17 protein-coding genes and 1 tRNA gene are annotated in these 21,734 nt (G+C 46.5%); 3 read left to right on the top strand and 15 right to left on the bottom strand.

The features are described 5' to 3' along the window. Positions 1-35: 35 nt before the first annotated feature. The 3 genes from ruvX to SEDOR53_RS0110190 are packed head-to-tail and all read right to left on the bottom strand — an operon-like array spanning position 36 to position 1,887. Positions 36-464: a Holliday junction resolvase RuvX gene (ruvX, locus tag SEDOR53_RS0110200; RefSeq protein WP_026769633.1), complete on the bottom strand. Its 429-nt coding sequence runs from the start codon at positions 462-464 to the stop codon at positions 36-38. Positions 465-472: 8 nt separating this feature from the next. Next, complete coding sequence (locus SEDOR53_RS0110195; RefSeq protein ID WP_037361014.1) at positions 473-1,345, bottom strand: UbiA-like polyprenyltransferase; 873 nt, start codon at positions 1,343-1,345, stop codon at positions 473-475. A gap of 8 nt (positions 1,346-1,353) precedes the next feature. After that, positions 1,354-1,887 (bottom strand): RNA methyltransferase, encoded by a 534-nt coding sequence (locus SEDOR53_RS0110190; protein WP_026769631.1) that lies wholly within the window; start codon positions 1,885-1,887, stop codon positions 1,354-1,356. A gap of 63 nt (positions 1,888-1,950) precedes the next feature. On the opposite strand from SEDOR53_RS0110190, the gene mutS reads away from it, so the two are divergent. Then, positions 1,951-4,560 carry a DNA mismatch repair protein MutS gene (gene mutS, locus SEDOR53_RS0110185; protein WP_026769630.1) on the top strand — a complete coding sequence of 870 codons (2,610 nt, stop codon included), beginning with the start codon at positions 1,951-1,953 and terminating at the stop codon, positions 4,558-4,560. A 3-nt stretch (positions 4,561-4,563) separates the two neighbouring features. On the opposite strand, the gene SEDOR53_RS0110180 is transcribed toward mutS, so the two are convergent. From SEDOR53_RS0110180 to SEDOR53_RS17710, 3 genes are read right to left on the bottom strand one after another with little or no spacing between them, the layout of a single operon-like run. Next, a complete protein-coding gene (locus tag SEDOR53_RS0110180) occupies positions 4,564-5,742 on the bottom strand; it encodes a DUF1624 domain-containing protein (RefSeq protein ID WP_026769629.1) in 1,179 nt (392 codons plus the stop codon). Positions 5,743-5,802: 60 nt separating this feature from the next. Next, positions 5,803-6,684 carry a 4-hydroxy-tetrahydrodipicolinate synthase gene (gene dapA / locus SEDOR53_RS0110175; protein ID WP_026769628.1) on the bottom strand — a complete coding sequence of 294 codons (882 nt, stop codon included), beginning with the start codon at positions 6,682-6,684 and terminating at the stop codon, positions 5,803-5,805. A gap of 33 nt (positions 6,685-6,717) precedes the next feature. Next, positions 6,718-7,749, bottom strand: coding sequence for an acetyl-CoA carboxylase carboxyltransferase subunit alpha (locus tag SEDOR53_RS17710; protein WP_051348051.1), 1,032 nt, complete (start codon positions 7,747-7,749; stop codon positions 6,718-6,720). A 122-nt stretch (positions 7,750-7,871) separates the two neighbouring features. Here SEDOR53_RS17710 and SEDOR53_RS0110165 point away from each other — a divergent pair. Then, positions 7,872-7,945: transfer RNA gene (locus SEDOR53_RS0110165), tRNA-Asp, on the top strand. Positions 7,946-8,025: 80 nt separating this feature from the next. Here SEDOR53_RS0110165 and SEDOR53_RS0110160 read toward each other — a convergent pair. From SEDOR53_RS0110160 to SEDOR53_RS0110130, 7 genes are all read right to left on the bottom strand, one after another. After that, the gene (locus SEDOR53_RS0110160; protein ID WP_051416594.1) at positions 8,026-8,832 is read right to left on the bottom strand and encodes an alpha/beta fold hydrolase; all 807 of its coding nucleotides are present in this window, start codon (positions 8,830-8,832) and stop codon (positions 8,026-8,028) included. A 68-nt stretch (positions 8,833-8,900) separates the two neighbouring features. Next, positions 8,901-10,673: a cellulase family glycosylhydrolase gene (locus SEDOR53_RS17705; protein ID WP_198018882.1), complete on the bottom strand. Its 1,773-nt coding sequence runs from the start codon at positions 10,671-10,673 to the stop codon at positions 8,901-8,903. A 128-nt stretch (positions 10,674-10,801) separates the two neighbouring features. Further along, positions 10,802-12,184, bottom strand: coding sequence for a putative oxidoreductase C-terminal domain-containing protein (locus SEDOR53_RS0110150; RefSeq protein WP_026769626.1), 1,383 nt, complete (start codon positions 12,182-12,184; stop codon positions 10,802-10,804). 13 nt (positions 12,185-12,197) lie between these two features. Continuing rightward, the gene (locus tag SEDOR53_RS0110145) at positions 12,198-13,643 is read right to left on the bottom strand and encodes a Gfo/Idh/MocA family protein (protein ID WP_037361010.1); all 1,446 of its coding nucleotides are present in this window, start codon (positions 13,641-13,643) and stop codon (positions 12,198-12,200) included. A gap of 137 nt (positions 13,644-13,780) precedes the next feature. Further along, positions 13,781-14,938 (bottom strand): Gfo/Idh/MocA family protein, encoded by a 1,158-nt coding sequence (locus SEDOR53_RS0110140; protein WP_037361006.1) that lies wholly within the window; start codon positions 14,936-14,938, stop codon positions 13,781-13,783. 109 nt (positions 14,939-15,047) lie between these two features. Next, a complete protein-coding gene (locus tag SEDOR53_RS0110135) occupies positions 15,048-17,003 on the bottom strand; it encodes a RagB/SusD family nutrient uptake outer membrane protein (protein WP_026769623.1) in 1,956 nt (651 codons plus the stop codon). 22 nt (positions 17,004-17,025) lie between these two features. Then, positions 17,026-20,136 carry a TonB-dependent receptor gene (locus SEDOR53_RS0110130; RefSeq protein WP_026769622.1) on the bottom strand — a complete coding sequence of 1,037 codons (3,111 nt, stop codon included), beginning with the start codon at positions 20,134-20,136 and terminating at the stop codon, positions 17,026-17,028. 338 nt (positions 20,137-20,474) lie between these two features. Between SEDOR53_RS0110130 and SEDOR53_RS0110120 the strand changes: the two genes are divergently transcribed. Further along, the gene (locus SEDOR53_RS0110120) at positions 20,475-20,789 is read left to right on the top strand and encodes an ATP-binding protein (protein WP_026769620.1); all 315 of its coding nucleotides are present in this window, start codon (positions 20,475-20,477) and stop codon (positions 20,787-20,789) included. 3 nt (positions 20,790-20,792) lie between these two features. Here SEDOR53_RS0110120 and SEDOR53_RS0110115 read toward each other — a convergent pair whose 3' ends face one another. Next, a complete protein-coding gene (locus SEDOR53_RS0110115; protein ID WP_198018880.1) occupies positions 20,793-21,140 on the bottom strand; it encodes a carboxymuconolactone decarboxylase family protein in 348 nt (115 codons plus the stop codon). Between the two features lie 31 nt (positions 21,141-21,171). Further along, the gene (locus tag SEDOR53_RS0110110) at positions 21,172-21,732 is read right to left on the bottom strand and encodes an NADPH-dependent FMN reductase (RefSeq protein WP_026769618.1); all 561 of its coding nucleotides are present in this window, start codon (positions 21,730-21,732) and stop codon (positions 21,172-21,174) included. Between the last annotated feature and the right edge of the window lie 2 nt (positions 21,733-21,734).

Raw genomic sequence — 21,734 nt, 5'->3', positions numbered from 1 at the left:
GCAAAAATACCGGCAAAAAACTAAAAAAGAGTAAGTCAGAACTCAAAACCTGTGCCGGAATGCTGTAAATACTCCTGCAACATGATGGTAGCCGCGATTTCGTCTACCAGTTTTTTGTTCTGCCGGTCTTTCTTTTTCATGCCCATTTCAACCATGGCCCTGGAAGCCATTTTGGAGGTAAAGCGCTCGTCAACCGTTTGTATGGGGATGGTGGGAAACTCTTTTTTTAACTTTTGTATAGCAGCACGCACCAGTGGGGTTGCATGGGTTTCCTGGTCGTTTAAATCCAGTGGCTCGCCAATCAAAATCAACTCCACTGTTTCTGTTTGCATGTATTTTTTCAGAAATGGGATCAGCTCTTTGGTATCCACGGTGGTCAATCCGCTTGCAATGATCTTCAAAGGATCGGTTACTGCGATCCCGGTTCGTTTACCGCCATAATCTATACAGAGGATGCGTGGCATTTGAGATGTTAGTTGTTAGATAATAGAAAGATATCCAGTATTACCAGGAGACCGAAGATAACACTGGCAATGCCGTTGGCGGTCATGAAAGCGATATTCATCCGGCGCAGATCGTTCGGCTTAACAATGGAATGTTGGTAAATGAGCATGCCTGCAAATACCAATATCCCTATCCAGTATAACCAATGAAATTCACCGCTGAAGCCTGCCATGATTACGCACGCTGCACTGAGCAGGTGCAATAATTCAGAAACACGTAATGCCCTGGCTTTACCCAGCGCCGCAGGAATGGAATAGAGGTGTTGCGAACGGTCGAAGTCCACATCCTGCAAAGCATAAATGATATCGAACCCGCTTACCCAAAAAATTACTGCCAATGAGAACAGGATGGGTAACAGGCTGAATGAGCCGGTGACGGCCAGGTAGGCTCCGATGGGCGCCAATGAAAGTCCCAGTCCCAATACCAGGTGGCAAAGGGGTGTGAACCGTTTGGTATAACTGTAAAATAAAATAACAAATAATGCAATGGGTGCCAGGTATAAACAAACCGTATTGATCAACCAGCACGCGGTCACAAACAACAGGCAATTGATGATCACAAAACGAAGTGCATGATCGGGTGAAATGATGCCCTGTGGTATTTCCCGTATGGCAGTGCGCGGGTTTTTTGCATCGAAGCTCCTGTCGAGATAACGGTTGAATGCCATGGCCGCGCTGCGCGCCGTAACCATACATACCAGCACCAGCAGGAATTTGATGGCGAGGTGCGAAGCATTCGATGCCTGGTGCACGCCTAGAAAGAAACCGATCATGGCGAAGGGCAATGCAAAAATGGTGTGCGAGAACTTGACTAAACTCAGGTAGTTTTTAACGGTAGCCATGATTAAAATTACGTATGATGAATGGAAGCGCGCACCATTTCCCAAAGGACAATGCCCGCCGCTACTGATATATTCAATGAATGTTTCATGCCCAACTGGGGTATTTCAATGCAACCATCGCATAATTGCAACACTTCCTGGTCCACTCCTTCCACTTCGTTACCAAATACAAGCGCTGTTTTATCTCCTGTAATGGAAAATTGTTCCAATGAAATGCTTCCCGTTGTTTGCTCTATACCATAAATACGGTATCCCTGCGCTTTGAGTTGCCGTACGGCATCGATGGTATGGGGAAAATAGATCCAGTCCACCGTTTCGGTAGCGCCCAATGCTGTTTTATGTATATCGCGGTGCGGAGGTTGGGGTGTATATCCGCAAAGACATATTCCTTCGGCCAGGAAAGCATCGGCCGTTCTGAATACGCTGCCCACATTGTGCATGCTGCGGATATTGTCCAGTACGATCAGGATGGGGTTCTTGGCCGACTGCTTGAATTCATCTACCGTTTTTCGCCCCAATTCGTCCATACTCAGTTTGCGCATGGCACAAAGGTAACCCCTGCTGTTCATAAAATGTATAGGGATGATTCCCCTATATTTGTTGCCATGTCTAAATCTGCCGCCGATACCCCGCTGATGCAGCAACACAGGGCCATCAAACAACGATATCCTGATGCCGTATTGTTATTCCGGGTGGGTGATTTTTACGAGACGTTTGGAGAAGATGCCATCATTGCCTCGAAAGTATTGGGCATTACGCTCACCAAAAGAAATAATGGTGCAGCTGCTTCGAGCGAACTGGCCGGGTTCCCGCATCATGCACTGGATACCTACCTGCACAAGCTGGTAAAAGCCGGCCACCGTGTAGCGATCTGCGACCAGTTAGAAGATCCCAAATCGGTCAAAGGCATTGTCAAGCGCGGCGTTACGGAAATGGTTACGCCCGGCGTAGCCACGAACGACAAACTGCTGGAGCAGAACAGCAACAATTTTTTAGCTGCTATTCATTTTACCGACCAGGCCAACAGTGGCGCTGCTTTCCTTGATATATCCACCGGCGAATTTTTTGTTGCCGAAGGAAACCAGGAATACATCGATAAACTATTGCAGAGCCTCCGGCCGGCTGAAGTGATCTTCCAGCGGAGCTACCAGAAACATTTCAAAGAAAACTACGGCACCCGCTTCTATACGTATACAATGGAGAGCTGGATCTTTGATGAAGCTTTTGCTACAGAGAGCCTGCTCAAACATTTCCATACCCATTCACTGAAAGGATACGGCATTGAAAATATGCCGGCCGGTATTGTTGCCGCCGGCGCCATTCTGTATTATCTCAAAGAAACAGAACATCCCAACCTACAGCATATTACTGCGGTGCAACGAATTGAAAGAGATGATTTCCTGTGGATGGACCGGTTCACCATCCGCAACCTGGAATTATTGAATACCGGTACGGAACAGGGCAACAGTTTGTTGAAAGTATTGGATCAAACGGCGAGTCCCATGGGCGCGCGCCTGCTGCGCAGGTGGATGTTGTTCCCTTTGAAAGACATAGGAAAAATCCAGGAAAGATTAGACGCTGTTGAATTCCTCATCCTACAACCGGAATTGCGCAAAGAACTGGTGCAGGCCATTAAAATATGTGGCGATATTGAACGCCTGGTGAGCAAGATTCCTTTGAAGAAGATCAACCCGCGCGAAGTGATGCACCTGGCCAAAGGATTGCAACAGGTGGCGCTCATCAAATCATGGTGTGCAGCGGCAACAAACCATTACCTGCAACAATTAGCCTCTATGCTCAATGCCTGTGAGGCGATTGTAGATATTATTCTGCAAAGACTGCCCGATACACCGCCGGTTGCCGCGAATAAAGGCGGCGTGATCAAAGAAGGCGTACACGAAGAGTTGGATAAACTGCGGCAGATTGCCAGCGGCGGCAAAGAATACCTCGTGAATATACAACAGCGCGAAGCGGAAAAAACGGGCATCAGCTCTTTGAAGATCAGCTTCAACAATGTATTCGGTTATTACCTGGAAGTAACGAATTCACACAAGAACAAAGTGCCGGGCGATTGGATACGCAAGCAAACGCTGGCCAATGCAGAACGTTATATCACCCCTGAACTAAAAGAATACGAAGAGAAGATCACCGGCGCCGAAGAAAAGATACTTTCCATTGAACTGGAATTGTACGATGCATTGGTATCTGAGCTGCAAGCTTATATCTCGCCGATACAGATCAATGGTCATGTGCTGGCAGTGCTCGATTGCCTCTGTTGTTTTGCAGAGAATGCCCTCCAGTTCAATTATAAAAAACCGGAAGTACATGAAGGGCTTTCACTTGAACTAAAGGAGAGCCGTCACCCTGTTATTGAGCGCAACCTGCCGCCTGGCGAGCCTTATATTGCCAATGATATTTTGCTGGATCCGGCGGACTGCCAGATCATTATATTGACAGGTCCGAATATGAGCGGTAAAAGCGCCATACTCCGCCAAACAGCGCTCATTACACTGATGGCGCATATGGGCAGTTTTGTGCCAGCCAACAGCGCGCGCGTTCCGCTGACCGATAAGATATTCACCCGCGTAGGCGCCAGCGATAACCTGAGCGGCGGCGAATCTACCTTCATGGTAGAGATGAATGAAACGGCCAGCATCATCAATAATATTTCCTCCCGCAGCCTCATACTGCTCGATGAGATCGGTCGCGGTACGTCTACTTACGATGGTATTTCCATTGCCTGGAGTATCGTGGAATACCTGCATGGCTCACACGCATCGCCCAAGACCTTGTTTGCTACGCACTATCATGAGTTGAACGAGTTGGAAGAGAAACTGCCGCGTGTAAAAAATTTCCATGTTACCAATAAGGAAGTGGGCAATAAGATCATTTTCCTGCGCAAGCTGGCGCCCGGTGGAAGCACCCATAGTTTTGGTATCCATGTAGCTAAAATGGCGGGCATGCCACCTGAACTCATCAACCGGGCCAATGATATCCTCAGACAATTAGAAGCCAAACATGTAGACACTGCTGACAAAGGAATTGCTACAGCCGTGAAAAACATAGCGGCGCCGCAATTGCAGCTTTCTATTTTCGATGCGCATTCTGAAACATTCAGCGATATCCGTAAAAAATTACAGGATATCGACATCAACCGGCTTACGCCTGTTGAAGCGTTGATGAAGCTCAACGAGATCAAGGACCTCCTCAAATAATTATCAGAGATAACTCAGCCACCACTGGGTATGCGATGCCTTGTATTCGCTGTATCTTTTGCACAAAGGATAGAGCGACAGCACCAGTGCAGCCCATATCAGGTATACGCCACCCAGGCTGTACCCGAAATCATCGGGTCTGAACCAGAAGAAGCCTTTCGCGCCTTCAGTCAATGTATGACCGTTGCTGAAAAATATGATCATGCATATAAAATGTATGAGGAAGAAATGAATCAGGTAATAGAACATGGGAACGCGGCCGTATACCACTACGAAATTCTTCCATTTGCCTTTTGCGGTTTCCAATGCCCACAATGCGATCAATGCCGGGCCCAATGTCATACAAAGGAATAAAAGCGAAGGTGGATATTTGGTAACGTTGAAAAAAGACAGCACGGTGTACACTCCATTCCTTTGCGTAGTCCACACGGCAGCATCACCGTAAATATTGATCCAGCGGAGTACAAAGAATGCCAAGGTAATCAACATGCCTCCCTTCAACAACCATTTTCTTCTTTTTACCGGGTCGAATTCTTTTGTAAACAGGCTACCCATACAATAGCCCAGCAATAGTATCCCTGGCCATGGTATGAGCGGATATAAAACGAAAATGGTGTGATCGGGGCTGACAATATCAAAGAATTGCTGGTGCAGGAAGGCCCACCATAATACCTGGTGCCCTGGTTGCGCATCGAAGCGGTCGAGCAGGTTATGACCGAGTACCAACACCAATCCAATGATCAACAATACCCTGAGCGGCAGCCAGTGCAACACGGATAAGATCACCAGCGACCATCCGATCACCCATATCACCTGCACGGCAACTATTGAGTAATGCGGGTTGAAGCTGAAGATAAAATTCATGATCACCAGTTCAATCGCGATCAGCCACAACCCTCTTTTGAACAGGAAGGCCGACAATTCCCGCTTGCTCATTTTTCTGCCCGCGAGGAAAGCGCCGGTGCCGGTAAGGAACACAAACACGGGCGCACAGAAATGGGTGATCCACCGGGTAAAGAACAGCACCGGTGTGGTGGTGTTCATATCGGTAGGGTTGCCGGTTACTGCTGCTATATGAAAAAAGTCGCGCACATGGTCCAGCGCCATGATGATCATCACGAAGCCCCGCAAGAGGTCTATTGAATCGATCCGTTGCTTTCCCGGCAGTGCAGTGGTTGACATAAAACAGGATTTGAGTAGGTTAAAATACTCTTTTTTATGTCATATCACTAAATTTTGGGATCAGTGTTTCCCGTACGCCTTCACTTTCTGGTGGAGGCCGGCGCTGAGCGGCACAACGGGTAATCGAACCACATTCTGCAACAAGCCTTCCTCGTACATGAACGCTTTTACCCCGGCAGGGTTGTTCTCTGCGAACATGAGTTCGTATGCAGCGATGAGCTGGTCGTTCAGTTTTTTAGCTGTTTTGAGGTCGGCTTTCAGGCAGGCCCTTACCATGTCTGAGAATTGTTTGGGGAAAGCGTTGGCAGCCACGCTGATCACGCCGTCCATACCACAGGCCAGTTGGGGCAGGGCGAGGGCATCGTCGCCGCTCACTATCAGGAACTGATCGGGCCTGTCGCGCAATAGCTGCATGCATTGCGCCATATCGCCACTGGCTTCTTTGATGCCTGCGATATTGGGCACTTCATTGGCCAGGCGCAGCGTGGTATCGGCATTCAGGTTACGGCCTGTTCTGCCAGGCACATTATACAGGATAACGGGTTTGGGAGAGGCTCCGGCAATGGCTTTGTAATGCTGGAACAATCCTTCCTGTGAGGGTTTGTTGTAATAAGGAGAAGCGCTCAATACCGCTGTCGCTTTTTCGAGCGGGAAATGGTGCAGGTCTTTGATGAGCTCCTGTGTATTATTGCCGCCGATGCCCACTACTACGGGAACGCGGCCGGCAACTTTTTCAAAAGTATAATGAACAATGTCTAACTTTTCCTGTTTATCCAGTGTGGGTGTTTCACCGGTGGTACCCAGTGTTACGAGGTATTCAACTCCTCCTTTGATCATCGCTTCGATCACTTTTCCGAGCGCTTCGAAATCTACCTGTGCATCTGTTTTGAACGGCGTTACCAGTGCTACACCGGTACCCTGTAATTGCTGACGTAAAGACATTGTTTTGTTTGATTTGTTATCTGTGTTGTATGGCTAAATTCTATCTTCGGGACTTTCTCTTTTACCGAGCACGGGCTCCTCTTCTTCGAGGGGTGCTTCTGTCCAGAAGCCCATCTTCCCGTATTTCTCAATACGGTCGTTGATGCGCTGCTGCGGATTTTTCTGTTTGATTTCCTGCAAACTTTTTATGATGTATGATTTTAAGATGGCGGCTGCCTCTGTATAATCCCAGTGTGCACCACCGATGGGTTCGTGTACAATTTCGTCTACCAGTCCGAATCCTTTCATATCGGTAGCGGTAAGGCGCAATTGCTCTGCCGCCACTTCTTTTTTCTCCCAGCTACGCCAGAGGATAGAGCTGCAACTTTCCGGAGAGATCACGGTGTACCAGGTATTTTCCATCATCAGCACTTTATCGCCCACGCCTATGCCCAGTGCACCGCCGCTGGCGCCTTCACCAATGATTACTACGATCACCGGCACTTTGAGGCGTATCATTTCCAATATATTACGGGCGATGGCTTCACCTTGTCCCCTTTCCTCGGCTTCCAAGCCGGGATAAGCACCGGGGGTATCGATGAGCGCAATCACCGGCTTGTTGAATTTCTCGGCCAGTTTCATCAGCCGCAGCGCTTTGCGGTAGCCTTCGGGGTTGGCCATACCGAAGTTGCGCAGTTGGCGTAACTTGGTATTGGTTCCTTTCTGTTGCCCCAGTATCATTACCGTTTCGCCATCTAGCTGGGCAAATCCACCCACCATGGCTTTATCGTCGCGAAAAGTACGGTCGCCATGCAGTTCTACAAAATGGGTGCACATTTTCTCAATGTACTTCATGGTATAGGGCCTGTCGGGATGGCGGCTCAACTGCACCCTCTGCCAGGGGGTAAGGTGCTGGGTAATCTCTTTGCGTTTTTCGATAATAGATGCTTCCAGCTGTTCTATAGTAGATGTATAATCTATTTTTGGGTTCTTTTCCGCAAGCTTTTTCGTATCCTCTATCTGCTCGTACAATTCCTTGATAGGCTTCTCAAAATCAAGGAATTGACGATTGGGGTAATGGGGCATAGTATGGTGTTGAGCGGGTAAAATTACGGTTTGAATTTTTTTAAAGAAAGATTTGTTTAAAAAAACAGTTTACCCTTATCTTTGCCGTCCCGAAAACGGCCGTAAAGGCCTGCTTGAGGAACGGATTGGTAGTTCAGTTGGTTAGAATGCCGCCCTGTCACGGCGGAGGTCGCGGGTTCGAGTCCCGTCCAGTCCGCAAGGTTAGTTTACCACAATTTATAAGCCCGTAGAATGATTGTTCTGCGGGCTTTTTGTTTCAACATGCCGGCGAAGGTCTCATTGAAATCCCACCTGTTCACTTAGAAATTTTGAAATTACTTTATTGAATGCTTCGGGCTGTTCCATATTTGATATATGTCCGCAGTCAGGAATGATTGCCAACGTTGATCCCTTGATCCTTTGGTGTATATACGCTGATGATTCTAACGGGGTAAATTCATCCTGATCCCCTACAATGATCAACACAGGGAAGTCTATTTTTTCAAGCAACTGAGTGTAGTCCCTGCGCTCTGCCCGCCCTCTTTGAACTGCCGATGACCCCGCTGCAGGCGTTGTCTTCATCATCTTTTCTACCCTGCTCACGACCTCTGGTTTATGTGTAAAGGTATTCGTGCACATAAAATGCCTGATCCTTTCATTTGTGAATTTTTCCATCCCTCCGGATAATATTCTTTTCGAAAGTTCAATCCGGTTTTGATAGCCAGCTTCATTTTCGGCCCGTGCTTCCGTGTTGGCAAAAATGATTGCTTTAAACAGATGAGGTGCCCATGTATACATTTCTAATGCTATTTGACCACCCATCGAAAGGGAAATCACTATCGCTTTTTTGATAGAGAGGTGGTCCAGTAAATGCAATAGATCCAGGGCAAGTTCGTCGAGTAAAATGATGTCTTTACCCTGCCCTGTTTCACCGTATCCCCGTAAGTCGGGAATGATCAGGCGATAATTTCTGGCCAGCATTTCTTTTTGGTCATCCCACATGCTTCTGTTGAACGGCTGTCCATGTATCAGCAGGATGGCTTCCCCGGCACCAACCTCATCAAATACCATTGTTATTCCCCGTATGGATGCTTCTTTTCTCATAATGTAATCCCATTTTTTGTTAAGTGGGTTATACCTGCATTGTGTGCACGTTTAAGTCTATTCTTTGATTACAATTTGGTTAGTTGAATAAACCCGAATTCCATTTGATTGCTTTTAGCATAGATGCGGATGGTATTTTTTCCCTTTGGCAGCAGCTTTTGCGCTACTTCTATTGTTTGCCATTTTTGTTTTTCGTTTTCAGCCGGATTCAAACTGGTAACTTGCGGCGCATCTCCGTTTATACTTATTGCTATCTTCTGATCGGGCGAGGATGCAGCGAGGCGTATGCGGATATGATAAGTAGCCGGTGCAGACAAAAAGAAAGTATAATTCAGCCATTCGCCATCTTCCATTTTAGTAACCTTATAGCCATTTGACAAAGGATCGTCGTTTACATCAATATCCACACCATCGTTGCGGTACACCCGCCCTTTGTTCCATACTTGCCAGGAGCCTCCTGATGAAATATGATAATCTGCAGAATCCATGTCGAGATAGGCACTGCCGCTCCGGCCTAAATCATAATCTGTAGCATAGATGATCAAACCTGTGTTGCTTTTCCGATGATTAGTAAAAGGAATTGCTTCAGAAGAATGCACCTGCCGGAACAGGGCATCCAATACATCCCTGTGAACCAGGCAATTTTTGAATTTTACATTCTCTGCCAGTTGGAAGAATATTTTTTCAGCTGCTGCTTTCGTTGGTTTGGGACCGGTGCCGTTCCAATAGCTTAAGACCTTTCCATAGTCGTTAGGCACTTTCACTTCCAATGGATTGTTCACCCCCATTTTCTTCAATGGCCACCAGCTCCAGCCGATATTGTGCTGTTCCAGCAAAGCAACAGCTTCCCGGAACCATACATTGGAATTCTCTCCCGTTTCTCCAAGCCATACCGGCACATTGTACCGTTGACGGGAGTCCAGTATGTTTTTTATCGATTGCTGGTCATTGTAATTCCAGTACTTGTGAAAACTGATGCATAAGTTTTTGTCCCAGATAGACGGCAGCCCTGCATAATTATTGCCCCAACCATTGCCTTCAATGATCAACAAGTGGCGGGTATCTACTTTACGAACAGCCTCTGTAACTTCTTTCAGGAAAATCCATAACGGCTCATTATGCTGTTCCCATATTCCATTGCGGTCCTTGGGGTTTAAAGAAAAACCCCAGTTGGGTTCATTGAGCAGATCATAGCCTCCTATCCACGGTTCATTTGCATAACGTTGGGCAATTTTCTCCCAAAGGGCGATGGTCTTTAGCTGGTTCTCCCGGCTTTCCCATAACGAGGGTTTGGAAGCATCCCGGTCAGCAATGTTCAGGTCATTTCCCTGTCCGCCCGGCGCCGCATGCAAATCCAGGATAAGATAGACATGCGCTTTTTTACACCATGCCAATAAACTATCAACAAGTTGAAATCCTCCTTTCAGCCATGTATGCTGCCCCTTTACCGGCTCTTCATCAACAGGCAGCGTGAACAGGTTAAAATGCATAGGCAACCTGATGGCATTAAAACCCCATACTTTCAGCGAGTCTACCTCTGCCCTGCTGATGTGGTTCTTTCTCCATCGATGATAAAAAGAATCCGTTGCCTGCTTACCGATCAACTGTTCGATCCTGCTTTTGATCTTATGCTGCATGCCTTCTCCTTCCAGGCGAAGCATATAACCTTCCTGTATCATCCATCCGCCCAAACCGATGCTTCTTAATAAAACGTTTTTGTCTTTGTCGTTTACAATTTGCTGTCCGTTCACTTTCAGGAATCCCTGGGCTGGAACAGTGTAACACAACAACATGAATAACCCAATGTAAAAGCTCCGGTAAAAAAATGTTTTCAGCAGCATAATCGTTATTTAAAAGAGAAAAGTTGCGTGGTCTGTATTTTCAGTAGACAATAGTAAAAAAAGACCGCCAGAAGATCAACTCCTGGCGGTCATATATCTTTTTAAATCGGCTCTGTAAGGCAAAGACCCTATTTTGTATGGCCTTGCGCCTGTTGTGCCATTGCCAAAGCCTGGGTGGTAGTATAATATTTTGCCAGCATATTGGGCACTTCCCATGGGGGCATGTTGTTGTTCTGCAGGTAATTTAAAAATTGTTTAAATACCATGCCGAAATGTGCTTCATGCCCTTCTTTATATTTTTCAGGAATGATCACCTGCCAGCCATCGTTGATCTTTTTCAATTCTACACCGGGGTGTTGTTGTTCTATCTTTTTGAATTGAGCTTGTAAAGCAGCTTCATACTCGCTGGTATTGGCCGCCGGTTTGATGTATAAAGTGGGTTTGTACTGTTCCGCCTGCCCCTGATCTATCAGCAACGTTGCTTTGGTCCCTTTCATCAGGGAATAATAAGTATCTCCTGTTCCTTCCGGTGCTTTATATTTCCATAAAGCGGTTGTTTTAACGTGTATGTTTTTCAATTTGTAATCGATCTCTCCATTACAATAATACTGGAGTATGGAGTCTTTGATCACATTCTTGGATAAGTAAGCGGGGAAGCCGTTGGATTGCGTGATCGTTTTGAATTCGCTCAGCGTAAGTTCTGTTGGCCAGTGTTTTGCCGCACTGATCTGGATATCATTTTTATAATCGATCGGTTTTTCGGGGAAGCATTCCCACTGCACCAGGTCAACCAGGTGTGTCATTACATCGGCAATACCTTCACCCTGTTTGGTTACGTCTAAAAACCATTCGGGCCTTGTGAGTACATTACCCGATACATACTTATACAAATAATGCACGCTTTCTTTTACTACGGCGGGATCTGCGGCTGTACCTTCCTGAAGCTGGCCAAAGATTTCAGGGATCATGGAAAGCTCGCGCTGCAATATGGTAGTGATCTCAAAGCGCTCCGTCATGATATCGTACAGCAATAAATGATTCTTCTTAGCTGTTTCAAAGGCGGTCTGGATCTTCGCAAAGCCTTCACTGTTGATGGCCATTGGCTTATCGCCCAAAACATGCAAGCCATTTTGCAGTGACTGCAGGATATAATCGGATTTTTTTTCGTTATTGCCCGCCAGCACAACAATATTCCCTTTCTTCTCGCTGATCATCTTCTCAAAAAAATCATTCCCGATATAGACTTCTTCTTTCCATGCGGTAGGGTTGTCTTTCCGGTTATTATAGCCATCGATCCTTTTGATGTGCAGATCCAGGTCATTGCCCCTGGGTGCATATACATGAACTACTGAATCTACCTGGTCGTACATTGTTTTCTGCACCAGTGCCGCATGGAAATGTCCGGGATCGAGCGTGATCAGGTGATAGGGTCTGCTCTTATTGCTTTGATGCATCGTGCAGGATAAAAGCATGGAAGAAATAGAAAATAGGGTGATGAATGTTTTTTTCATGATAAACCTGGAATTAAAAATCATATTTTTTTCTGCGTGGACGTGACAACATAGCCGTTGCTTCTTTGTCGTTGTTTTTAAAGACCTCGTTTACAGGGTCCCAATAAATCTTCCTTTTCACCTTCATGGCAATATGGTGCAACAGGCAGGCGCTGCAGGAACGATGGCCAACTTCAACAGGGGCAGATGGCTGTTTTCTTGATTTAACGCAATCGAGCCAGTTGATATGCTGTTCAGAGCTTTCGTATAAATGAACTTCATTCGGACCGATCACCGATTGCAATATTTTGGGATTGCTGGCATCGATCGGTTTGATGCCGCTGCTGTCTGCAACCGGATCGGAATCTGTAACGCGGTAATTACCGCGGGTTGTCCATAACCAGCCTTCCGTACCAATGAATTTTACACCGTTGGGCAATTCATTGGAAACGATCATGTGTACGCCGTTCGCGTATAAGGCTTCTGTTCTGAAGATGCCGTGCACATCCCACAATCCTTTATAGGCGGGGTCGTCGGTAGGAAAAGACCCTTTGCCCCAGATCTCAACAGGCCCTGAATATTCCATACCCATTCCCCAATGCGCTATATCGATATGATGGGCGCCCCAGCCTGTGATCATGCCGGCGCCAAACTGTTCGCAACGTAACCATCCGGGACGGCTCGTAATGCCTTTCATGGTAAAATCCTGTGCATGTACCCTGTCTTCCGTATAATATACATCGGGTGTAGCGCCCAGCCATGCATCGTAATCCAGGCTGGCTGGCACCGGCATGGCGGCTCTGTTTCCTCCACCAGGGTCACCCGGCAATCCTACTTCTACTGTTTTCAATTCACCGATCCTTCCGTTCCTTACGAGCTCGCATACTTTTTTGAATTGAGGCCATGGATCGATGGATCGTTGCTGGCTGCCCATTTGCAAAATGCGCCCGGCCTTTTTTACTGCATTGCTTAATATCCTGCCTTCTTCAATCGTTAATGCAGCAGGCTTTTGCAAATACACATCTTTACCGGCATTCACTGCATGCACACCTACAATGGCATGCTGGTGATCGGGCAGGCTGATGTGCACCGCATCAATGTCTTTGTTTGCCAGCAACTCTTTATAGTCATAATATACTTTGATATCCCAATCGCCTTTCAGTCCGCCGTTGAATGCAGCTGCTCTTGTATAATTCGCTCTTACGGCTGCGGGGCCTGCATTTGCTCGGTTTTTATCGAGATCACAAACGGCCATGATCCTGGCGCCGGCATATCTCGCAATACCGCTCATATCATGGGTAATCGATATCCTGCCGCAACCAATAGATCCTACATTGATCATATTGCTCGGGGCATTTTTACCGAATACACTGGCCGGTACAATCGTGGGGAAATTTACCGCCAGGGCGGTTCCCAGGGTAGCTTTGATGCTATTACCGAGGAATTCTCTTCTGCCAACACCTTTTTTTTCTTTTTTCATAATGAATATTTGATCGTCATCCTGAGCGAGCGAAGCAAATTAACGAACGTCATCCCGAGCGCAGCCGAGGGATCTGCCCGAATATTCAGCAGGTCCCTCGACTCGCTTCGCTCGCTCGGGATGACGGTTTAAATAACTTATTTTTTAAACGTCATGGGCCTGGCTTTTTTCTGCGCGATCAATGCCAGTTCGGTAGCCAAAAAACAATCTGCCTGTGGCATGGCAGTTTCTGTTCTGTTGATGATATCATCCACAAACAAAGGACCGAAAGGAAGTGTTTCCTTATTACAATCCATGTGGATCATTTCTTTCTGGTTAACCAGGTACAGGTGATTGCCACCTTTGTTGCCCGAAGCTACATCTGTATTTTTTCTCACTTCAATGTATCCATCGGTGCCCAATATGGTCAACCGGCCATCTCCCCAGGTATCCAAACCATCGGGTGTAAACCAATCTACCCTGATATAACCTGTACCGCCATTACCACTGAGCATCACATCACCAAAATCTTCAAAATGGGGATATTGCGGATAATGCACGTTGCCTGTTTGAGACATGAGCACTTCTGCTTTTGTAGTGCCGGTGAAATAGAGATACTGATCGAACTGGTGAGAGCCAATATCCGTAAGAATTCCACCATACCTTTTTTTATCGAAGAACCAATCGGGCCGGCTGGTGAGGCTTATGCGGTGCGGTGCCAGGTTAACGGTTTGAATCACTTTTCCAATAGCTCCCTGTTTCACCAGTTCCCCAGCTTTGATGGTGGCTTTGTTTTCCAATCGCTCACTATACATGATCATGTAGATGCGCCTGGTTTCTTTCTGCACTTTTTTTACCTGTGCAAATTCTTCCAGCGTAATGATACCCGGCTTATCGGTCAGGTAATCTTTACCATGCTGCATGACCCTGATGCCGAGCGGCGCCCGCTGATCGGGTATGCCGGAACTCAGCACCAGTTGTATGGAAGGGTCTTCCAGTATCTCCTGTTCGCTTTTGGCTATTTTACAATTGGGATATCTTTTATGGAACGCATTCAGCAGGTCGGGCTCTTTTGCATACACAGCCACCATCTCACCACCGCCTCTTGTTACGGCTTCCACCATACCATAAATATGGCCATGGTTGATATTAACAACGCCAAACTTGATCCGGCCGGGTGCAATGTTCAGGACTTTTTCTTTTTGGGTAGACTCCATTGACCTGGCCCCTGCCATGAGTGGCGACATGAGCATCAATCCGGAAGCCCTGGCTGTATCTTTTAATAATTTTCTTCTGAGTGCATCGTGAGGTTTCATAATGGAAGCATTTGTTCGCACAAAATAATTAATATCCAGTGTTTTGTGCCACTTCTTAAGTACAAAAAACACTGGATTATTAGCATCCTGTTCAGCTATGTTAACATCCTCAATATCCCGGGTTCTGCTGCGCAGTTTTTTGTGCAGGCGTCAACGCAACACCGTTTTGCTGAATACCATCGAGGTACTGCTGCGGTATCGGGCGCAGGCTATGAAAATCTTTAATGTTGGCAACCGCTTCAGGGTTAAAGGCTTTGGCCCTTGCTACCAGTGTTTTGGTCCTTGCCAGGTCTTCCCAACGTTTGAACTCCCCGCAAAGTTCACGTGAACGTTCATTCAGCACAAAACACAGCATCCTGTCGTATGTGTTGGTATAACCCAGCTTGCTGATGATGTATTCATCACCGGCCGGTAATGCAGTGATATCAAGTGCAGCCAGGCTGGTAGCCGTTGTGGTGGGCGCTATATTATTGGATTCATAATACGAATTCTCCGCTATAAAAGAATTTATCGATGGGTTCTGCCCGGAAATAGAAGCCCCCAAAGCCGCCCCGCCATCATAATAAGCAGAACGGTCCTCCCCTGCCTTGTATTGGGCACGGGCACGCACAGCGTTGATATAAGGCAGCGCATCGGTATAAGCAGCAGATCCCATATTGGCAAGCCTGATCTTGGCTTCCGCCGCAATCAGGTAAGTTTCTGCAGAACGGGCCAGTGTAATGTCGCGCAGTCCCCTTACATCATTCAATGCCGTTCTCGAACCATCTAAAAACTTGCTGCAGGAAGGATATCTTACATCGCCGAATAAGGCCCCATCGCTGGTAGTGCCGGCAGGATATGCTACATACACGTTGGGGATGGTCTTATTGGTTTTACTGTATACAACAACATCGTTCAGTTTGTACTTTGCAAAACGGTTGTCGCCCGGCTGGTTGATCACGAACATGATGCCCAGATCGCCATTGGTATAGTAAGAACCGGCAGATTTGTTGAGCCTGCTTTTGGTTCTGAAGCTTTTCCAGAACCTCGAATCATTCACCATATCATAAGCCCTGAACATGAAATAACTGGTAGCCAAACGGCTGAATGGCCTGTCGCCCGTCATATCGCGTTGCATCTGTGGCAGGTCATCGTAACGCGATGCATAATATAAGTGTTGGGTATTGGAACCGGTGGTAGAAGCATCGGCTGTAAACTGTGCCGATAAAATGATTTCCGGCAGTTTCTCATTGGCTCCGTCGGGCGCTGTGTATTTCCACAGATCGGCAAACTGTGAAGTGAGCGGGTGATTGGCAATCACGCCATCACACAATGGCCCTATCGCTGCCAGGTCTGCCGCTTTTGTTGCGCTGTTCCATGAATCGTTGATCTCACTCGCCCTGAATAAATAGGCTTTTGCCAAATAATGTGCTGCGGCATCTTTGGTAATCTTTGCAGGAGCGCCGCCATTGGGTAACAGGTTATAGGCACTCGTAAAATCTGTTATGATCTGCGCATAAATATCTTTAGCTGTTGCCCTGGTAAATTCCAGTTCAACGCCTGTGCTGGGTTTTAATTTAAGGGGAACGCCTCCATACTGACTCACCAGTCTCAGGTAATTATAAGCGCGTAAGAAATAGCCTTCTCCCAACGCCACTTTTTTAATCGCATCGGAAGTGGAAGTACTTGCAGTAGCATTTTGAATGATGAGGTTCGCATCGCCGATGCCCAGGTACAGGTTATCCCATTGCAGGTTATCGCCGGCTGTATTACCGTTTACCAACGTTACAATTGAATTAAGACCTACATCGTAAGCATTCCATACACCGTTGGAAGCATCTCCGCCCACATGAAATTCATCGGTGCCATAATTGGTATTGCAAAACATCCATTCTCCATTGAAAGGCGTATTGAATACCTGGTAATAAGTACCCACCGCCAATGCCTGGATACCGGCATCTGATTTGTAGAAATCAACGCTTCTCGCTGTTGTCAGGTTCTCATCCAGGAATTTTTTCTGGCAGGACGAACAAAAGATCACGCCTGACAAAAACATCATTTTAATGAGAAAAATATTTTTATTCATAGTAGCTGATTTAATTTTTAAATTAAAAGGATGCATTGATTCCAAACGTGATGCCACGATTCCATGCAGAGCTCACCACATCCATATCGATCCAGTTTATTTTAGAGAACAGCATGCCCGGGTTGGCTACCTGCAGGTAGGCTTTCAAATGAGACATACCTGCTTTCTGCAACATCTTTCCATTGAATGTGTACCCCAATGAAATATTGCGGATCTTGATGAATGAAGCTTCCTTGTAACCTAACGACTGGTAATACGGATCACCGGTAGCCGTTGTATAAATGGGCTTCTGGTATTCTGCATTCAGGTTGTTCTCTGTATAATAATTGATCTTACGCTGGTTGGAGCGGCCTACTTCTGCCTCTCCGCCGGTATTGTACATATAACCCAGGCGCCCGTACAGGAAGACCGCCAATTCAAATGATTTGTAGGAGAAAGTATTGGTCATACCTACGATCCAGCGCGGCCTTGTATTGCCGATGATCACGCGGTCGTAGTTGGCAGATATTTTGTTGTCGCCGTTCTGGTCAACCGGCCTTACGTTGCCCGGTGAGAATGTATGTCCGTTGGCATTGAAAGCTTTGTACAGTGTGGAATCTCCTGTTTGCCATAATCCGGCTGACTGGTAGCCATAAATGACACCGATGGGCTGGCCGATAAACCAGTTGTTGTTGATATCATCCTGTTTTCCGTTGGCCAAAGAAACGATGTGTTCTTTCTGCCATGATACGTTCAGGTTGGTTGCCCAAAGAAAATTTTTCTGTTTGATATTAACCGTGCTGAGATTAAGGTCAACACCCTGGTTGGCGGTCTGTCCTATGTTCGCATAAGTAGTGGTAAATCCTACAACAGAAGGAATGGATCGCTGCATCAACAGATCGGTTGTAGTGGATGTGTATGCATCGATGGTACCGGAAATCCTTCTACTGAATAAAGCAAAGTCGATACCCAGGTTATACTGCGTTGTTTTTTCCCATCCAAGCGATTGGTTGGCCAACACGCTACTGGGTATAGAGCCGGAAGTTGTGGTGGCAAGATAAGGATAGAATATCGGCACTACCGCGCCTTTGGTTGCATAAGCGTCGATAGCGGAGTTTCCTGTAACACCCGCTCCCAGCCTCAGTTTCAGGTCGTTCACCCATGAAGCTTTCATGAATGGCTCCCTGATGATCCTCCAGGCCAATGCGGCGGAAGGGAACAAAGCATATTTATGGCCATCGGCCAGTTGGGAAGCGCCATCTGAACGCGCAGACACCGTTAATAAATATTTATCGGCATAACTGTAATTCACCCTGGCCATATAGGACAACAGTTGCTTCTCAGAATACGATGAGCTGTAACTGCTGAGCGCCGCTGTAGGGATATTACTTTGCGTTAATGCATTCCAGAGCTGACTGGCAAACAAAACGCCGTTGGCTGCAATAGCGCTCGATTCGCTGTTATAAGCGGTTTGGCTTTGCAGTAAAGTAACACCGAAGCTGTGCTTTCCGATGGTTCTGTCGTAATAAAGCAGGTTATCCAGTGTATAAGAAAAAGTCTGGTTCTTGCTCAGTGATGCATAGTTGGTGCCGCTGCTGATCACTGAATTGGCGTCTATGTATATACCATCGCGGTACAGAGAAAAATCCGGACCAAAATTCAGTCTGTATTTCAGGTTCTTCAACGCAGGAAAAATAGCGCCGAAATCTACCTGTGCATACAGGCTTCCAAAAGCCCGTAATGTGGTGCGCTGGTCTCTTGTATAATCCCATTCGTTGGCAACAGTTTTAAACGCAACATCACCGCCGGGGTACAGTACCCGGTTACCCGCTGAATCGTAAGGAACCGCATAAGGGAACAATGCTTTCGCAGAACCATAGATAGTGGAGCTGGATGATACGGTGGTAGCGCCGGTTTGAGACTGGCCAAACTCCTGTATGCTATAGCTCACACTCAAATTGCTTCCCATGGAAAACCATTTGGTAGCGGCAATATCAATGCTCGATTTGGCCGAATACCTTTTAAAGGATTGACCTTTTGAAGTGCCGGTATTACTCAGGTAGCCGAAAGAGCCATAAGCTTTGACCTTATCTGATCCGCCGCTGACGCTGATGGTATTGTCGGTGGTGATACCCTGCTGTGTAACCATTCCTACCCAGTCGGTCGTTGTTACTTTTGATCCGTCCCATTTACCCGATGCCCATCCCTTATTGATATTGGACCATGCAGCGGGGTCGCTGGTAGCTAAAAATATCTTTTGGTCATTGGCAATATTGGGTTGATCGCCACGCGGGAAAATAACAGGGTTGGAATAATAATATGCCCAACGGCGAAAATCGATATACTCCGCTGCGTTAAAACCAGTCTGGTTATCCTGTAATGTTTCCAGGGTTGTGGAAGCGTTAACACTCAAAGTAGTTCTGCCTGCCTTTCCCTGTTTGGTGGTTACGATGACTACTCCGTTGGCGCCGCGTGAACCATAAATAGCAGTGGCTGAGGCATCTTTCAGGATGTCGATCGATTCAATATCATTGGGATTGATATTTTCTATTCCGCCGGTCATTAACGGAATACCATCCACCACAAATAACGGAGAGTTGGAAGCTGTCAATGAACGAACACCACGTATAGTAATGCTGCCAACCGTTCCGGGACGTTCGTTGGAAGAGATATCTACACCCGCCACTTTTCCCTGCATCGCCTGCAATGCATTGGTTACGGGTCTTGAACGGATATCCTGTTGGTTGATCCCCGATACCGCTCCTGTTACATCGCGCTTCTTAACAGTGGCATAACCGATTACCACCACATCATCCAGTGCTTTGGTATCCAGCGTGAGTGTGATATTCAGCATACCGGTGGATTCGTTTACCGGAACGGTTTTATCAGCATAACCTGTATGCGTCAATTGCAGTTCGGCTGTTTTTTCCTTCACGGTAATACTGAATTTACCTGAACGGTCTGTAAGGGTTCTTGTATTGCTGTGTTTTACCTCAACGGCAACTCCCGGCATCGGTTCTCCTTTTTCATTGGAAACGGTTCCCTGTATGATACGTGAGCCGGGTTGCTGGGCAATAAGCTGAGGCTGTGAAATGGTTATCAGTAAAGCGTATGCGAAAAACATACGCATGAAAAATATGCGCTTTTTTTTCATTCGGCAGTTAATTTTAAATAAATGAATAATGGAAGAGATCTGAAATGTTACTTATGTAACGGGCATGACGGCTATACGCATATGGCAAAAAGGTTTAGATATAAGAGATAAAATAATTAAGGCAATCGTTTGAAATTTTATTTTTAGCTTCATCATTGTAACACAATACGTTACGATTGTATCAGCCAACAAAATTTTATTGAATGTAGCAAATGCAGCAGGCTGACTATCCTGCTCCGTCATGTTCACTTATAAAACACACAATCCATGGCTAAAGAAAAAATAAGGTGCGGCTGGTGTCTGAAAGATGATGTATACAAACAATACCACGACGAAGAATGGGGACGTCTATGCACGATGATACCAACCTGGTGGTGAATGCGATTGAAGCGGTAAAATCAACCGACCAACCCGGGATCGTTTTAGCTGGTTATCAGTCCGGCAATCGTAAAACCATTATCAAGGTTGCCGATAACGGATTGGGCATACCAGCCGAGATCATGGATAAAATTTTCATCCCTTTCTTCAGCACTAAAAAACACGGCAGTGGTATTGGGTTGAGCCTTTGTAAACAGATCATGATGCTGCACCGGGGAAATATCCAGGTACAAAGCACTACAAGCGAAGGGACTGTTTTTATGCTCTTATTCTGATTTTCACAAAGAAGATGTCTTGGCATCAAAAGCATCCAACACCCTTGTAGAAAAAACCAATGCAGCCCCGGCATTCACTGTAATCGCAACGCTCAATGCTTCTACGATTTCTTCCTTTGTAGCGCCCTGTTTAATGGCTGCATCGGTATGAACGGTGATGCATCCATCGCATTCGCGTGTAACAGCTACTGCCAGTGCAATCAACTCTCTTACTTTAGCGCCTAACAGGTTGGTGGCATTGCCTGCTTCACTCAGGCCGCGATAGCCTTTAATAATTTCATGGTTGATCCTTCCTATCTGGGTATTACCAGCCGCTATTTGTTTTTGGTATTCATTCCAATCAAGCATCATAATGATTTGATTTTTGGTTAAATAAAATAATTCAATGTTTGTCCATCTTCCCTTTTGCTTCCATACACCAGGTCATTTCGTGTAAAAATGACCTGGCAAATTTTTGTATCAATGGGCTTGTTACATGCCCATGCTCATCGTAGTCATCCTGCACATTGCCTACGCGAAACATCGACGGCACTACCCATGCACCTATTTTCCATAAAGAGAATAATAAAGATGTCATTACCTGCGAACCTCCATACTGTCCGTTCGATACCGTAGCCAATCCAATGGGTTTCCTTCTCCATTCTGCATACAAAACGTCTATTGCATTTTTGAGACTGGCAGGATATCCCCCGTTGTATTCCGGTGTGACGATCAGGATGCCTTCGGCATGCTTGATCCTTTCGGCAAATTCCACCAAAGAAGGTAACGGGTTCTGCATCTCGCCGAGCCGCTGGTCGAAAATGGGAAAATCGTATTCCTGCAGGTCAAGTATTTCTACAGAACCTAATTCGTGCTCTTCTATGAATTTTTTGAAGAACAAAGCCACCCGGTGGCTCATGCGTTCTTTTCTGATACTGGATGAAATAATGGTGATCTGGTGCATAA

The organism is Asinibacterium sp. OR53, assembly GCF_000515315.1.
Lineage (GTDB): Bacteria > Bacteroidota > Bacteroidia > Chitinophagales > Chitinophagaceae > Sediminibacterium.
Note: the sequence above shows the minus strand (reverse complement) of the source record. Positions and strands in the feature narration are given on the sequence as shown.

Coding starts and splice junctions, on each gene's coding strand:
- ruvX (WP_026769633.1), bottom strand. CDS start 464: ATGCCACGCATCCTCTGTATAGATTATGGCGGTAAACGAACCGGGATC.
- SEDOR53_RS0110195 (WP_037361014.1), bottom strand. CDS start 1,345: ATGGCTACCGTTAAAAACTACCTGAGTTTAGTCAAGTTCTCGCACACC.
- SEDOR53_RS0110190 (WP_026769631.1), bottom strand. CDS start 1,887: ATGCGCAAACTGAGTATGGACGAATTGGGGCGAAAAACGGTAGATGAA.
- mutS (WP_026769630.1), top strand. CDS start 1,951: ATGTCTAAATCTGCCGCCGATACCCCGCTGATGCAGCAACACAGGGCC.
- SEDOR53_RS0110180 (WP_026769629.1), bottom strand. CDS start 5,742: ATGTCAACCACTGCACTGCCGGGAAAGCAACGGATCGATTCAATAGAC.
- dapA (WP_026769628.1), bottom strand. CDS start 6,684: ATGTCTTTACGTCAGCAATTACAGGGTACCGGTGTAGCACTGGTAACG.
- SEDOR53_RS17710 (WP_051348051.1), bottom strand. CDS start 7,749: ATGCCCCATTACCCCAATCGTCAATTCCTTGATTTTGAGAAGCCTATC.
- SEDOR53_RS0110160 (WP_051416594.1), bottom strand. CDS start 8,832: ATGAGAAAAGAAGCATCCATACGGGGAATAACAATGGTATTTGATGAG.
- SEDOR53_RS17705 (WP_198018882.1), bottom strand. CDS start 10,673: ATGCTGCTGAAAACATTTTTTTACCGGAGCTTTTACATTGGGTTATTC.
- SEDOR53_RS0110150 (WP_026769626.1), bottom strand. CDS start 12,184: ATGAAAAAAACATTCATCACCCTATTTTCTATTTCTTCCATGCTTTTA.
- SEDOR53_RS0110145 (WP_037361010.1), bottom strand. CDS start 13,643: ATGAAAAAAGAAAAAAAAGGTGTTGGCAGAAGAGAATTCCTCGGTAAT.
- SEDOR53_RS0110140 (WP_037361006.1), bottom strand. CDS start 14,938: ATGAAACCTCACGATGCACTCAGAAGAAAATTATTAAAAGATACAGCC.
- SEDOR53_RS0110135 (WP_026769623.1), bottom strand. CDS start 17,003: ATGAATAAAAATATTTTTCTCATTAAAATGATGTTTTTGTCAGGCGTG.
- SEDOR53_RS0110130 (WP_026769622.1), bottom strand. CDS start 20,136: ATGAAAAAAAAGCGCATATTTTTCATGCGTATGTTTTTCGCATACGCT.
- SEDOR53_RS0110120 (WP_026769620.1), top strand. CDS start 20,475: ATGGGGACGTCTATGCACGATGATACCAACCTGGTGGTGAATGCGATT.
- SEDOR53_RS0110115 (WP_198018880.1), bottom strand. CDS start 21,140: ATGATGCTTGATTGGAATGAATACCAAAAACAAATAGCGGCTGGTAAT.
- SEDOR53_RS0110110 (WP_026769618.1), bottom strand. CDS start 21,732: ATGCACCAGATCACCATTATTTCATCCAGTATCAGAAAAGAACGCATG.